This window comes from Vibrio sp. SCSIO 43153, assembly GCF_023716625.1.
GTDB classification, from domain to species: Bacteria; Pseudomonadota; Gammaproteobacteria; order Enterobacterales; family Vibrionaceae; genus Vibrio; species Vibrio rotiferianus.
The window spans coordinates 1130292-1143063 of the sequence record NZ_CP071856.1 but is presented as its reverse complement, the minus strand read 5'-3'; the positions used below and the strand labels follow the sequence as shown (position 1 = coordinate 1143063).

The window sequence follows — 12772 nt, the reverse complement described above, 5'->3', positions numbered from 1 at the left end:
AAAATGAGCGAACAGTTTGACAGACAAGACAGCTTTGGCTGGATGATCAATGTCGTTGCACACGATGCAGCGAAGCGATTTGAAGCCGAGCTCAAAAAGCACGGACTTACCGTTGCACTTTGGCCGACCATGATGTGTTTGTGGGAAGAAGAAGGCGTGACGCAGCGCGATATCGCAGCGAAATCTAAGGTAGAAAACTCAACCACGACTCGTACCTTAGACAAGTTGGAGAAGTTAGGTTTGGTAGAGCGCCATCCCGATCCAAACAGCCGCCGCTCGTTCCGTATTTATCTAACGGAAGAGGGACGAAGCCTTAAAGAAACCTTGGTGCCAATCCCACTGGCTGTTAATAAAGAGCTGATGAGTCCGCTAGAGCCAGCAGAGCAAAAAGAGATGCTTCGCTTGCTAAAAAAGTTGGTCGCAGAGATTTAGCGCTTCGCTAAGTTTTTCCAACCTAAGAATAAACAAAGCCCCAAGTTCTGCGCTTGGGGCTTTGTACTTTTCTGCTCGCGCCAGGTTGCTTGATGTCTAGCAACCTTCTGTAACATGCCCTCTCACCACCGAGCGCGTCGACGCTTGATTAACGTAATAGAAATAGCAAGCTTCACGTTCCAAGGTGTACCCTTGCGGCCAAATATACACCACACGATCTAAGCCAGAACGATCAGCGAACTCATACTCAGGAATCGCAACAAAATAAGCACTGTTTGGGAATTGATTCCCCATAATGCAAAAATCGCTGCCTTTACACGGCTTATCAATCGGTGAATTGCCTTTGGCAGGCAGACCAATCTCTAACAATGCTCGTATGCTATTTGCACTGGCTTCTGGCATCCCACTGAGCATGTTCACTTGATGATCAATGTACGTCATTTGTCTGCGCTCCTGCGCATCATCAATCATCACTTTGGCATGGAAGAACTTAAGAGACGTCCCCAGAGAAGACTGCGAACTGTGCAGCATAGAGACATAAGCTTGACGGTTAATATCGAGCAGAATTGGCAATGCCGCGAGAGCGATGGAACCCAAGGTTGCTAAGACGATGGTGATTTCCATCAACGTAAATCCTTTTGTTTTCACTTTCGACTCTCAGCATACAGACAGATGATAGGGGTTCGCTCCCACATCCATGTGAGAACCGAGCCAATATATCGCTGAAATTACACAGAGAAACGCGCAAATGATAAGAAAAAACGAGGGAATCGAGAACTTGAGAGTGACCGCCAAATTACATTGAAACGAGCGGCTAAAGTAACGTAAAAATTCGACAGAACTCAAAACCTTGAAGCACACAAAAGACTAGTAAGCAACTGTTTATAAAATAAGAATTTAGCTCAGTTAATACTTTTGATGTATTCAAAAATGTCATTTACTTGCTTTTCACTCAGCACAGATTTGAATAGTGGCATTGCACCGCTTTGACCATTCTCCCCTTCCAATACCGTCCCTATCAACTCCACTTTTGTTCCGAATGGATTGGTCAGTTCATCAAAAATATTATCAGGCTTGATGTTCGTCGCCTTGGCCACCAATCCATCTCCATGCCCTTTATCACCATGACAAGAGACACAGTAAGATTCAAAATACTGCTGACCCGCAGCAAGATCCGCTTCGCCATATTGATTGTCAGTGAACCATTTGTAACCCGCAAAACCAGAACTGGAAGCCAGTAATAACAAAACAGCAGAGAAAAAGAATTTGCGCATGAGAGCCCCTTGTCTTCGCTTAATCAATGAAGACAAGGTAACGAGGGATATGTCGAAAAAGTGTTGATTAGGCGTTGAGCAACGGCACGTTATTGCGGATTAAACCTCGGCGTACGCTGGTGCACATCTTGCCGAATCGGCGGATTTCATCAAACTGAGGCGTGATACCGCGATCCATTGCAGATTCCCAATAGCTCAGTTCAGAATCGACCATTTCCAACAGTTTTTTTGGGCAACCGATGCATTTACCCTCAGGGCCACAAACAAAGGTCTCCGATTCATAAATCGGCAATTCTGCTTTCACTTGTTCAATGATATTGCGCATAGCGCTCATTCGATCTGGCTTGACGGTCATCATCCGACTCCACAAAGATTCAAGGAGCCGGATTGTACTCTCTGGCACGCAAATGTCCCTACCTAATTTAGGTATATTTTACGTTTCTGCTTTGCAACCTTTGATTTAAACATTGGTAGCTCAGGCTTTTTCACCACTAAGTAGACCGCCGTCGCCGCTAATACAAAGCCAATAATGCCCATCCAATCAAACGACTCACCGAAGGCAAACCAAGCTTGAAGCGCCGTGGTCGGAGGCACAAGGTAGAACACAGAAGCAACACTCGATGCCGCGCCATTCTTCACCATGTACAGCAGCAACAGAATCGCCACACAAGACAGCACGACCACAAGCCAGATTAAGGTAAGAATGAATTCCGTCGTCCACTGCACCTGCATGGTTTCAAACTGCATCGCGATTGGTAAGAACATGGCCAACGCCGCTAAATACTGCACGGTCGCGCCGCCTACCATATCCACTTGTTGGCAATATTTCTTTTGATACAAAGTGCCAAGCGTAATACCAAACAACGACGACAAGCACACACCAATGGCTAAGGTTTTGTGCAAATCGGATTGCCACTCCATCTTGCCCATGAGCACCATAGCAATACCGACAAACCCCAAGGACAAACCAATCCACTGTGATGGTTTGAACTGCTCAGAAGCGAACGCCACCAGCAATACGGCCGTCAAAATAGGTTGTATTCCGACGAGTAGCGAACTTAAGCCCGCCGGCATTCCCAAACTGATGGCGAAGTACGTTCCACCAAGGTAAAAGCCGTGAATCAATATCCCGACAACGCAGCTGTGCCAAAAGTCTTTTCCCGTTGGAATGCGACGACGCAGAAAAGCCACAATCACCAGAAACAGCAGGACATTAAACGCCATGCGAATCGACAACAAGGTCGCAGGCTCGGCGTACTGCAAACCAAATCGCGCACCAACAAATCCAGAAGCCCAAAGGATCACAAATACAAAAGGAATGGCTCTGATTAACATGATTCGCCCTCACTCTACTTGCTTTTAAATCTTGAATGTTTTTAATCTCGAATGTTGCTAATGTAGTTAGGTACAGTGTTTTCAAAAAGTGACAGATGGAAGTGTTTTTATGGGTACAGATTTAGCAAGTACACTTGATGTCAATAAGTATTTGATCGTCGAGAAGCATCTCAAACAAGCGATCAGCAATGGGGTTTATCAGCCGAACGACAAGTTGCCTTCCATCCGTCAATTGAGCACTGAACTCAAGGTAAGCAAGAACACGGTGATCCGCGCTTATCAGGAACTAGAAGCACAAAGCATGGTTTATTCGGTGCCAAAATCCGGTTATCGAGTAAAGCCAACCGAGCGACATGAAGTCAATATCGCTAAGCCTACGCGCGTGGATTTGCTCTCAGTGTGCAAACAAATCCTTACCTACCCCGAGTATCAAGAGCGGCTTCCGACTGGCTCAGCACACCCGAACATTGACGCGCCAGCCATCAAAAGCCTGTATGCCGAAATTGGCCGCCAGAGTCGCCAACAAAGCCATATTTCCAGCCATTATCAACTGCCACCGGGTGATGACTTGTTGGTCAAACAGCTGGCAAAGATCACCCAAGATCTGGGAACGCCGGCAAACGTGGATGATCTTTTGGTCACCCATGGTGCACAGCAAGCGATCAGTCTTGCCCTTAGAGCAACAACACAGACTGGAGACATTGTTGCGGTGGAATCGCCCTGCTATTTCGGTAACTTGTTGATGCTCGAATCCCTCGGTTTGCAGGTGGTCGAGATCCCTAGTTGTCCTCGTGATGGTATGGATCCAGACGCTCTAGAAAAAGCCATGGCAACGTGGGAGATCAAAGTCATTATTGTCACGCCAAACTTCACCAACCCAACAGGCTCAATGATGCCCCTTGAAAGGCGCGAGCGACTGCTTAAGGTTTCTGGAGATATTCCAATCATTGAAGATGACGTCTTTGGTGCGTTGAGTTACGACAAGCCGTTGCCAAGCTTGCGCAAATTGGACGAGAAACAACGAGTAATTTACGTCAACTCGTTATCGAAAACGCTCGATTCACGCCTTCGTATTGGTTGGACGTTGGCGGGGCGTTATCGCGCTCAAGTCGAGCAATACCTGTTGTGTGAAAACATGGGCAGTTTGAACTTGATGCAATCGGCGGTGGGCACTTTCCTAACCTCAGGTAAGTACCGAACTCACACTGCGCGTATGTGCCGTGTTTACCAATCCAACGTAAGACGATATTTGCAGATGCTCAATCAATGCTTGGATGCACACTTTGAGCTAAAGAATCGCTATCAAATCAATGCAGTACAAGGTTCATTCTTGCTTTGGTTACGCTTACCACCCAAAACTGACAGCTATGCGCTTTATCAAGCCTGTAACGAACACAAAATCAGTATCCTGCCCGGCTCGGTATTTGGCACTCAGGGACAGTATCAAAACTGCATTCGTCTCAGCGTGGCAAACTTTGGAGCGGAGAAAAACTGGCTCCCTGCGATGGAAACGCTTGCAGCACTGATTGCTCAACACGCCAAATAGTCGCTCCAGACATTTCGTTCTAAGCATTCCGTTCCAAACATTCAGCACCAGAAACAACAAAGCCTCCGCAATTGGGAGGCTTTGATATGAGTTCTCTGAGCTATCTGCTCAACCAAACACAGAGTGTTAGCGAGGTAATTGCCACAATCTGGCTACGTTTTCAGCCAAGTTCGCAAGGTTCACGTCGGCTTCTTCCATAGCTTCTGGCAAACTCATTGCGCGTGGTACACATACAAATACTGCGTCAATGCCGCACTCATAGACTGCTTGGAAGTTATCACCTGTGCAACCTGCTAGGGCAATGACAGGCAAACCATATTCTTTCGCCACTTTCGCCACACCCATTGGTGTCTTGCCATGCACGGTTTGATGATCAATACGACCTTCACCAGTAAAGACAATATCAGCGTCTACTACGTGCTCTGCGAGCTTTACGGTTTCTAGCACAATCTCGATACCCGGCTTCAGTCGTGCTGGTAGGTAACCAAGCAACGCTGCGCCCATACCACCTGCGGCGCCCGCGCCATTTTGAGTCAGCACATGCTTGCCTGTCACCTGCTCTGTCAGTGCACCGAATTTGCTTAGAGCAGAATCTAACAGCTCTACATCCGCTGGCGTCGCGCCCTTCTGTGGGCCAAAAATCGCTGACGCACCTTTCTCGCCACACAATGGGTTGTCCACATCGCATGCCACCAGCACTTCGCAGTCCGCTAAGCGAGCGTCGAGACCAGATACATCAATGCTTGCTAGCTCAACTATGCCGCCACCATTAGGAGTGATTGAGTGGCCGGAATGGTCTAGAAACTTAACACCCAACGCCGCCAGCATACCCGTGCCACCATCATTAGTTGCGCTACCACCCAAGCCGATGATCAAGCGTTGAATACCACGATCAAGCGCATTCAAAATTAACTGGCCAGTACCAAAGCTGCTGGTGTTTTTCGGGTCACGTTGCTCACTTGGCACAAGGTGCAAACCACTGGCCTCTGCCATTTCGATTACTGCGGTTTCACCGTCACCTAGAATGCCATAAAACGCCTCGACATCATTGCCAAGTGGGCCTTTTACGGTCACGAAAACCTGCTCACCCTCAGTCGCATCAATCAAAGATTGAACTGTCCCTTCACCGCCATCAGCAACAGGTACCGTGACGAATTCAGCATCGTGCCAAACACGAGACAAACCGCTCTTGATCGCGTCACTCACTTGTTTGGCGGTCAAGCTCTCTTTAAACGAATCTGGGGCAATCACAACTTTCATTTCAATCTCCTGCGAACACGGCATCCTCCTACTTTGTTAAACCTTAACGGGTAGGAGCTTAATTCGTCACCCTTTGCATACTATAATCATGACGTTAAACCACATTTCATAATAGGGATTAATCCACCTTCTTTATATCCATAATATTTATATGGCTTTAAAGCATCACCCTCGATAAAGGGATATATACTTACTACTGAAACTGGTACCGGAGGGAGACTTATGGAACTACGCAACAAAGCAGGGGATACTGCAAAAATTGCAGATAACCTCACCCTTAAAGAGCTGACTGAAATGGGTTATACCGTCGATTTATGTGACGAAGCATTTGATCCAAACGAACATTGGAAAGCAGAAGGAAAAACTCAAGGCATGGGTGAATACCCAGAGGAATAGTACCCAACTGTATAGAAGATCACACTTCAAGCCGAGTGGTTCTACACTCGGCTTGTTCATTTATTTATTCGAAGCTTGAGTTTCCTTTACAAACAAATACATCTCTTCTAGGTAATTACCGTTTGCGCAGCCCCAGTCACTCACTTCAACAAATTCCTTTATTAGTTGACCACTTTCATCATGTATCACTTTTTGACGAAAGGAGTTCCAACGCGCCAGTTCAAGACGATTATTGTTGTCCACATAATAGTCCCCATAACTTTCAATAAGCTTATTATAAGCATTCCAACGCTGCTCCGGCGTCACACCTTCACTCATGATGACAGTACAGTTCGTTTCGATATTTTGAACTTGAACATTAGTTGGTGTCGTCGTTGAACATCCCGCTAAAATCAGCCCCATCAAACCCACTGCTACTCTTGTTTTCATTATTGTTTCCCTTACTTTCAGCATCACTGCGAAAGACCGAATTTTATAAACTGCGCTCCACGATTTCTAATCAAAAACGGAAAAACTTTGTGACTGACGTCTGCACATGTAAAAAGTGCGGTAAATTACTGTTTACAAGCCATAAAGAAGACAAATGGATTTCGCATTCCTTTCTGCTACTTAGACGTGCCATAATCAACGACGATAAAAACCTCAATAAAGCAAACATTTGAAGGATCAAAATGACTGCAACGGAATACCTAAACGACCTAAACCAACGTTACCTCGCTATCCATCGCACCAAAGAAGATTTCTTTTGGGAGACGTACATGGGCATCAGCGACGACCACGATGGTTCGACAAAAGCACAAACCGCTTGGACGAATTTCTTAAGCAACGCCGAACAAATCTCTGCTATCAAAGCGCAACTTGAAGCGGCTGAAACGATTGCTGATCCACAAGAGAAACAGCAAACGCAAATTGGTCTGCAAGGATGGCTGGCAACATTTGAATCGCATGCGATTGAAGGCGAGCAAGCTCAAGCACAAAAGAATGCTCTGATTGCATTTGAAGCCGAGTTGTTCGAGAAAAAGCAAAACCACGTTCTGACGTTTACCAATGAAAACGGTGAACAAACCGAGGGCTCTTTGCCAGTATTGTCTTCGACCATTCGTGCCAACAATCACGAAGAAGTGCGTCAATCAGCACACCAAACCCTGCTCGATCTTGAGCAATGGTTGCTGCAAAACGGCTTTATTGAGCTGATCAAACTGCGTAATCAATTCGCACGTTCTTTGGGCTACGAAACCTTCTTTGATTACTCAGTGAAGAAGACAGAAAAGATGAGCTCAGAGCAGCTGTTCAGCATCTTGGATGACTTTGAACAACGCACGCGTGATGCCCACCTAAGCAGCTTGGCAAACCTTGCTGAGCAGAAAGGTCAAAGCGCACTGACAGGCTACAACTTTGTGTACTCGTTCGCGGGTGACGTCATGCGTGACCTTGACCCGTACGTACCGTTCTCAAAGTCGCTACGTCGTTGGGTGGAATCGTTCGGTCGTCTTAACATCGAATATTCAGGCGCAGAACTGACGCTAGACCTGCTTGATCGTAAAGGCAAATACCCGAACGGTTTCTGTCATGGTCCTATCCCATCGTTCTACAACCAAGGCGAATGGGTTGCCGCGCAAGTGAACTTCACCAGTAACGCGAAGCCAGACCAAGTGGGCAGCGGCTACGATGGCATCAATACTCTGTTCCACGAAGGGGGTCACGCTGCGCACTTCGCTAACGTGAAGATGAACGCGCCGTGTTTCTCTCAAGAATTCGCACCAACTTCCATGGCATACGCAGAAACACAATCCATGTTCTGTGACAGCCTGTTGACCGATGCCGATTGGCTAAAACAATACGCGTTGGACGCAGAAGGTAACCCAGTACCGGATGAGATCATCCAAGCGATGATCAACAGCCGTCAGCCATTCAAAGCGTACGAAGAGCGCAGCATTTTGGTCGTGCCGTATTTTGAACGTGCACTTTACCAATTAAGCGATAAAGAGCTGACGCCAGAGCGCATCACTAAACTGGCGCGCGATTGCGAAAAGCAAATCCTTGGTTTGGAATGCAGCCCACGCCCATTGATGGCAATTCCACACCTTTTGTCTGATGAAGCAGCGTGTGCCTACCACGGTTACTTGCTAGCACACATGGCGGTTTACCAGACTCGCGCTTACTTCCTCGACAAGTTTGGCTACCTGACTGACAACCCAGAGATTGGTCCGCTACTGGCAAAACATTACTGGCATGCGGGTAATCACCTATCGCACAACGAGACTATCGTTAGCCTAACGGGTGAAGGCTTTAACGCTAAGTATCTGGCAGACGTGTGTAACCTATCGCCAGAACAAGCATGGGAAGTTCAGCAGAAAAAAATTGCCTCGTTGCAAACTCGTGAACGCGCGCCTGTGGCATCGTTAAATGCCAGCATCAAGGTGGTGGATGGCAGTAAAGAGCTTGCGAGCAATACGGTCTCAGACGAGCAGATGTGCGAGCAGTTTGAGCGCTACATCCAAGAGACTTACGGTCGATAAGCGAAACCAAGAGCTAGGGGTTATACTCCTAGCTCTTTTTCTATCAGGGAAGCAACCATGTACAAAGATATCCTGACTTTCTGGTTTGAAGAACTGGAACCAAAAGACTGGTTTGTGAGTAATGCCGACGTCGATAAACAAATCGAAACACGCTTTCTCACCACCTTAGAACAAGCCGCTCAATCTGAATTGTTTGACTGGCGAGACACAGCGCAAGGCCGTCTGGCTGAGATCATCGTGCTCGACCAATTCTCTCGCAACGTTTACCGCAATACGCCAAAAGCGTTCGCTCAAGATGCTCTCGCGCTTGCCTTGGCACAAGAGGCAATTCGTCTAGGCTTAGACCAAGAATTGACGGACGTTGAACGCAGCTTCTTGTACATGCCATTTATGCACAGTGAGTCTAAGCGGATTCATGAAGAGGCAGAGAAGCTGTTCAAAGCTCTGGGGCGAGAATCTAATTACGAGTTCGAGCTAAAGCATAAAGTGATCATCGATCGCTTTGGTCGCTACCCACACCGCAATACGATTCTAGGCCGAGATAGCACCGCAGAAGAAGTGGAATTCTTACAGCAGCCGGGATCAAGTTTTTAAATACGGAAAGCACAAGATTACATAACGATTATCAATTGATATTTGATACCCGAAAGCGCGGTAGCCCCCTTCACTTTGATAAAGATCTCGCACAGCACAGATTAGAAAGCCAGCAACCATCACCTTGCTGGCTTATTGTTTATCTCTTCTATGTCTTGCTATGCAAGTGGAAGCAAGCTTATGAAAACATGAGCAAGATCTGATTATCTTCACACTAAGACTGGCAAGATTTAAAGCCAATCACCCTTCGTTGTATCAAAAGGTTTTGCATGAAGTTAGACGCCGTACTGTGGGATTACGATGGCACCCTAGTAAATTCTGTACCGAAAAATATCGACATCACCAAAGCGATATTGTCCGTTGTAGCACCGCATCTGACCGGGGATAACTTGCCAAAATACCTACGCAGTGAAAAAGATTATCATCATGCCAATCACGCAGCGAAAAACTGGCAAGAACTGTACGTTAACTACTATGGAATGTCCCATGATGAAATGCTCGTAGCCGGCACCATGTGGGCAGAGCACCAAGAACAAAACCAAACACCAGTGGATCTATTCAATGGCATTGCCAATGTAGTGAATGAATTCGCACGCTTGCCACACGGAGTCTGCTCCCAGAACTCACAATCCAATATTCGCAACGTACTCAGCACCAATCAAATTAACGCGCCATTCAAAGCTATCGTGGGCTACGATGATGTATCCAATGGACATCAGAAGCCGGATCCTTTTGGTGGCATCAAATGCATTGAATCCATCTTTGGACACACCGATAAGCAACTGCTGATGTACATTGGTGATCACGAAGCAGACACGCAGTTTGCACGCAACATTGAGCAACAGTTAGGTGGTAGCTGCAAAGTGATTGCCGTAGCAGCAGCGTATAGTGGCGCTCAACCGGAGCGTTGGAACGCCCAGCCAGATTATGTGGCACATCAAGTAGAAGACTTGCTCAGCATCATTGGCAAGTACGCTTAGCCTCAGAAAACCTGCAGATTTGCGATAAGACAGAAAGCCTTTTGCTCTCTTAAGGCTTTGTGTATCGTACTTGTCTTACGCTGACTTACTCGACTTACGCGCAGATCCAGATAATTCACTCTCAATACCTAAGGTAACGCAATGATCGCATGGCCTTGTTTACTTAAACTCGATGGCGACGATGAATTAGTGTATTTGGCTTCACCAAAACAGCTAAATGCAGAATGCCAAGCGTTAATTTGGGGGCAGGATGACATAGTGATAGATACGCAAGGTCACTGCTTTGCATTACAAACGGGATCTGACAACGTGGTGGAATTAAACCTTTTGCCAAAAACGTTAAACGTACAACAAGTGACAGAGCTGATTCAAAAACACGAGTTTGCTCAAGCACAACGTTGCATCATCAAAATCCATTTTGTGTCGGTGCAGCAAGCGATTGAAGCGTTAGCTGATTGACTTGTGAAACTCTGCTCGCGAACAAAACACTGCCGTGGTTGATAAACACATACCGAAATACCTGTCAGAAGCAGAGCTAGAGATTAGGAAAGAGCTTAGCCAATACCTCAACAGTTTGATTCATTAAGTGGGCAACGAGCCAGTATTTCTGGCTCAATTCAATTAAGTGATATAGTTTCTATTCATACCCCTCAATTTGTAAGTTGAATGATAGGAATATCATGATAAATCTATCCCACTTAATCAAAAATGATATGAACCTGCTGATTTGTCTGTACGTTTTACTGCAAGAGCGCAGCGTGAGCAGAACCGCAGAAAAGCTATTCTTATCTCAATCGGCCGTCAGTAAACAGCTTACTAAATTGCGCCAGGAGTTTGATGACCCCTTATTCGAGCGAGAATCCAAAGGTTTATTGCCGACCCCAAAAGCGTTGGCATTAGAAAGCAAGCTGCAACAAATCCTGATGCAAATTGATCAGCTTCGTGAACCTGAGGAGTTCGATCCAGAAAACTCAACACGTGTTTTCCATATCGATCTGATCGAAACGGCTTACACTACCATCTATCCACGTTTTCTACCTCAAGCTTTATCTTGTGCGCCTAACATCACTCTCAAGAGTAATGATTGGAGCAGCAATAGTATCGCACGACTGCAGAGAAGAGAGGTCGATTTTGGGGTGGGCATTTTTGAGTTCGACAGCCGTGCTAAAAAGCACGTGGAGACGATACCTGATTCGCTTAGCTATACGGAATTAATGCGTGATACTCCTGTGTGTATTATGAGAAAAGGACATCCAGCATTAGAGGAGGAGTGGAGCCTCGACACTTTTTTAAAGTACCGACACATTCTAGTGATCACCGGGGGGATTTCTCGTTGGTTATTGCATGAAGTACTAGAAATGCAGCGTCTTCATATCAATAATGCCGTCAACATGTCTGACGTATCCAGTGCGATAAAACTCTGCGAAAAAAGTGACTTATTACTCACCTACCCGTATAGATGCATCCGCATCTTTGAGGAAGCCTCTGATATTGTCATCAAACCGCTACCATTCGAACTAGAGCCTGGGGCATTCTTCTTGCTCTGGAACAAACAGCTTGATAACGACCCAAGCCATAAATGGCTAAGAGAGCTCATCGTCAGTCAGTCTTATGCCTAACTAAAAATAAAACGAGTGATGCCTAAGAGATGTTAATAACAAAAAGTTATTATCTTGAAAATTATTGATAATTTCATGTAATCAGAAATTCTCCATATACTCTCCTCCATCGAAACGAAACACGAATTAATCATCACAGTTTTTGGAGCAGAATTATGAAAATGAATCACGTAGGCATCATGGTTGGCGATATGGACAAAGCAGTAGAGTTCTACACTAAAGCGCTTGGTCTTCGCATCGTAATGAACAACACAGAAGTTATCGAAGAGCGCGAATCGGCAATCGGTCGTATGTGTATAGCCGTATTCGGTGAAGGCTTTAAAGGCTTCAACATCGCTCACCTTGTGACATCTGACGGCATCGGTGTTGAGCTGTTTGAAATGAAAGAGCGTCAAGAGCGTCACGAAGTAGATTTCTCTCGTCTAGGCATCTTCCACTTCTGTCTACAAGTAGCGAAAGAGCAGTTCCCACACACAATCAAACGTATTGAAGAGTTTGGTGGTAAAGCTCGCATGGACATCATGCGATACCACCCAGAAGACGACAGCAAACAAGCTCAAATGATCTACATGGAAGACCCGTTTGGTAACTTGTTCGAGCTTTACTCACACACTTACGAAGAAACTTACGCGTCTGATTACGAATAATTAAACGTCTAAGAATGAAAAAGGGTTGGCCTAGTGCCAACCCTTTTTTGTTGGCACATGTTAGTGAATCTGCTTCTCATAACCTTCTCTCCTCATACCTTGTAAGAGATTGTATTGAACTGTCCAATACCACTCGCTATCAAACAAAATAAAACGATGTTCAATTACAT

15 protein-coding genes are annotated in these 12772 nt (G+C 46.0%); 9 read left to right on the top strand and 6 right to left on the bottom strand.

Going from position 1 to position 12772, the window contains the following annotated elements; translation table 11 throughout:
- Positions 1-3 precede the first annotated feature (3 nt).
- Positions 4-432 carry a MarR family winged helix-turn-helix transcriptional regulator gene (locus J4N37_RS21290; RefSeq protein WP_005435347.1) on the top strand — a complete coding sequence of 143 codons (429 nt, stop codon included), beginning with the start codon at positions 4-6 and terminating at the stop codon, positions 430-432.
- A gap of 96 nt (positions 433-528) precedes the next feature.
- On the opposite strand, the gene J4N37_RS21285 is transcribed toward J4N37_RS21290, so the two are convergent.
- From J4N37_RS21285 to J4N37_RS21270, 4 genes are all read right to left on the bottom strand, one after another.
- Positions 529-1056 (bottom strand): hypothetical protein, encoded by a 528-nt coding sequence (locus J4N37_RS21285; RefSeq protein ID WP_104038505.1) that lies wholly within the window; start codon positions 1054-1056, stop codon positions 529-531.
- A 278-nt stretch (positions 1057-1334) separates the two neighbouring features.
- On the bottom strand, positions 1335-1706 hold the full coding sequence (locus J4N37_RS21280; protein ID WP_252042238.1) for a c-type cytochrome: 372 nt from the start codon (positions 1704-1706) through the stop codon (positions 1335-1337).
- A gap of 67 nt (positions 1707-1773) precedes the next feature.
- Positions 1774-2061: a hypothetical protein gene (locus J4N37_RS21275; protein WP_009706824.1), complete on the bottom strand. Its 288-nt coding sequence runs from the start codon at positions 2059-2061 to the stop codon at positions 1774-1776.
- Between the two features lie 62 nt (positions 2062-2123).
- Complete coding sequence (locus J4N37_RS21270) at positions 2124-3041, bottom strand: DMT family transporter (protein ID WP_039974322.1); 918 nt, start codon at positions 3039-3041, stop codon at positions 2124-2126.
- A 109-nt stretch (positions 3042-3150) separates the two neighbouring features.
- On the opposite strand from J4N37_RS21270, the gene J4N37_RS21265 reads away from it, so the two are divergent.
- Entirely contained in the window at positions 3151-4587 is a 1437-nt protein-coding gene (locus J4N37_RS21265; protein ID WP_252042236.1) for an aminotransferase-like domain-containing protein, read from the top strand.
- A 126-nt stretch (positions 4588-4713) separates the two neighbouring features.
- Here J4N37_RS21265 and J4N37_RS21260 read toward each other — a convergent pair whose 3' ends face one another.
- Positions 4714-5847: a glycerate kinase gene (locus J4N37_RS21260; protein WP_252042235.1), complete on the bottom strand. Its 1134-nt coding sequence runs from the start codon at positions 5845-5847 to the stop codon at positions 4714-4716.
- 222 nt (positions 5848-6069) lie between these two features.
- Between J4N37_RS21260 and J4N37_RS21255 the strand changes: the two genes are divergently transcribed.
- The gene (locus tag J4N37_RS21255) at positions 6070-6243 is read left to right on the top strand and encodes a hypothetical protein (protein WP_010453386.1); all 174 of its coding nucleotides are present in this window, start codon (positions 6070-6072) and stop codon (positions 6241-6243) included.
- A 60-nt stretch (positions 6244-6303) separates the two neighbouring features.
- On the opposite strand, the gene J4N37_RS21250 is transcribed toward J4N37_RS21255, so the two are convergent.
- Entirely contained in the window at positions 6304-6672 is a 369-nt protein-coding gene (locus tag J4N37_RS21250; protein WP_252042234.1) for a hypothetical protein, read from the bottom strand.
- Positions 6673-6914: 242 nt separating this feature from the next.
- Here J4N37_RS21250 and J4N37_RS21245 point away from each other — a divergent pair, with 242 nt between their 5' ends.
- From J4N37_RS21245 to J4N37_RS21220, 6 genes are all read left to right on the top strand, one after another.
- Entirely contained in the window at positions 6915-8762 is a 1848-nt protein-coding gene (locus tag J4N37_RS21245; RefSeq protein ID WP_252042233.1) for a M3 family metallopeptidase, read from the top strand.
- A gap of 57 nt (positions 8763-8819) precedes the next feature.
- The gene (locus J4N37_RS21240; RefSeq protein WP_252042232.1) at positions 8820-9356 is read left to right on the top strand and encodes a DUF924 family protein; all 537 of its coding nucleotides are present in this window, start codon (positions 8820-8822) and stop codon (positions 9354-9356) included.
- A 269-nt stretch (positions 9357-9625) separates the two neighbouring features.
- Positions 9626-10336, top strand: a complete 711-nt coding sequence (locus tag J4N37_RS21235; protein WP_252042230.1) for an HAD family hydrolase — start codon at positions 9626-9628, stop codon at positions 10334-10336.
- Between the two features lie 141 nt (positions 10337-10477).
- Positions 10478-10795 (top strand): DUF4144 family protein, encoded by a 318-nt coding sequence (locus J4N37_RS21230; RefSeq protein ID WP_252042229.1) that lies wholly within the window; start codon positions 10478-10480, stop codon positions 10793-10795.
- 221 nt (positions 10796-11016) lie between these two features.
- On the top strand, positions 11017-11955 hold the full coding sequence (locus J4N37_RS21225; RefSeq protein ID WP_252042228.1) for a LysR substrate-binding domain-containing protein: 939 nt from the start codon (positions 11017-11019) through the stop codon (positions 11953-11955).
- 155 nt (positions 11956-12110) lie between these two features.
- On the top strand, positions 12111-12602 hold the full coding sequence (locus J4N37_RS21220) for a VOC family protein (RefSeq protein ID WP_252042227.1): 492 nt from the start codon (positions 12111-12113) through the stop codon (positions 12600-12602).
- Positions 12603-12772: the final 170 nt, after the last annotated feature.

Excerpts from the sequence above, each read along its gene's own strand:
- J4N37_RS21285 (WP_104038505.1), bottom strand. The coding sequence starts at position 1,056 with ATGGAAATCACCATCGTCTTAGCAACCTTGGGTTCCATCGCTCTCGCG.
- J4N37_RS21245 (WP_252042233.1), top strand. The coding sequence starts at position 6,915 with ATGACTGCAACGGAATACCTAAACGACCTAAACCAACGTTACCTCGCT.
- J4N37_RS21240 (WP_252042232.1), top strand. The coding sequence starts at position 8,820 with ATGTACAAAGATATCCTGACTTTCTGGTTTGAAGAACTGGAACCAAAA.
- J4N37_RS21220 (WP_252042227.1), top strand. The coding sequence starts at position 12,111 with ATGAAAATGAATCACGTAGGCATCATGGTTGGCGATATGGACAAAGCA.
- J4N37_RS21230 (WP_252042229.1), top strand. The coding sequence starts at position 10,478 with ATGATCGCATGGCCTTGTTTACTTAAACTCGATGGCGACGATGAATTA.
- J4N37_RS21280 (WP_252042238.1), bottom strand. The coding sequence starts at position 1,706 with ATGCGCAAATTCTTTTTCTCTGCTGTTTTGTTATTACTGGCTTCCAGT.
- J4N37_RS21225 (WP_252042228.1), top strand. The coding sequence starts at position 11,017 with ATGATAAATCTATCCCACTTAATCAAAAATGATATGAACCTGCTGATT.
- J4N37_RS21260 (WP_252042235.1), bottom strand. The coding sequence starts at position 5,847 with ATGAAAGTTGTGATTGCCCCAGATTCGTTTAAAGAGAGCTTGACCGCC.
- J4N37_RS21235 (WP_252042230.1), top strand. The coding sequence starts at position 9,626 with ATGAAGTTAGACGCCGTACTGTGGGATTACGATGGCACCCTAGTAAAT.
- J4N37_RS21290 (WP_005435347.1), top strand. The coding sequence starts at position 4 with ATGAGCGAACAGTTTGACAGACAAGACAGCTTTGGCTGGATGATCAAT.
- J4N37_RS21275 (WP_009706824.1), bottom strand. The coding sequence starts at position 2,061 with ATGACCGTCAAGCCAGATCGAATGAGCGCTATGCGCAATATCATTGAA.
- J4N37_RS21250 (WP_252042234.1), bottom strand. The coding sequence starts at position 6,672 with ATGAAAACAAGAGTAGCAGTGGGTTTGATGGGGCTGATTTTAGCGGGA.
- J4N37_RS21270 (WP_039974322.1), bottom strand. The coding sequence starts at position 3,041 with ATGTTAATCAGAGCCATTCCTTTTGTATTTGTGATCCTTTGGGCTTCT.
- J4N37_RS21255 (WP_010453386.1), top strand. The coding sequence starts at position 6,070 with ATGGAACTACGCAACAAAGCAGGGGATACTGCAAAAATTGCAGATAAC.
- J4N37_RS21265 (WP_252042236.1), top strand. The coding sequence starts at position 3,151 with ATGGGTACAGATTTAGCAAGTACACTTGATGTCAATAAGTATTTGATC.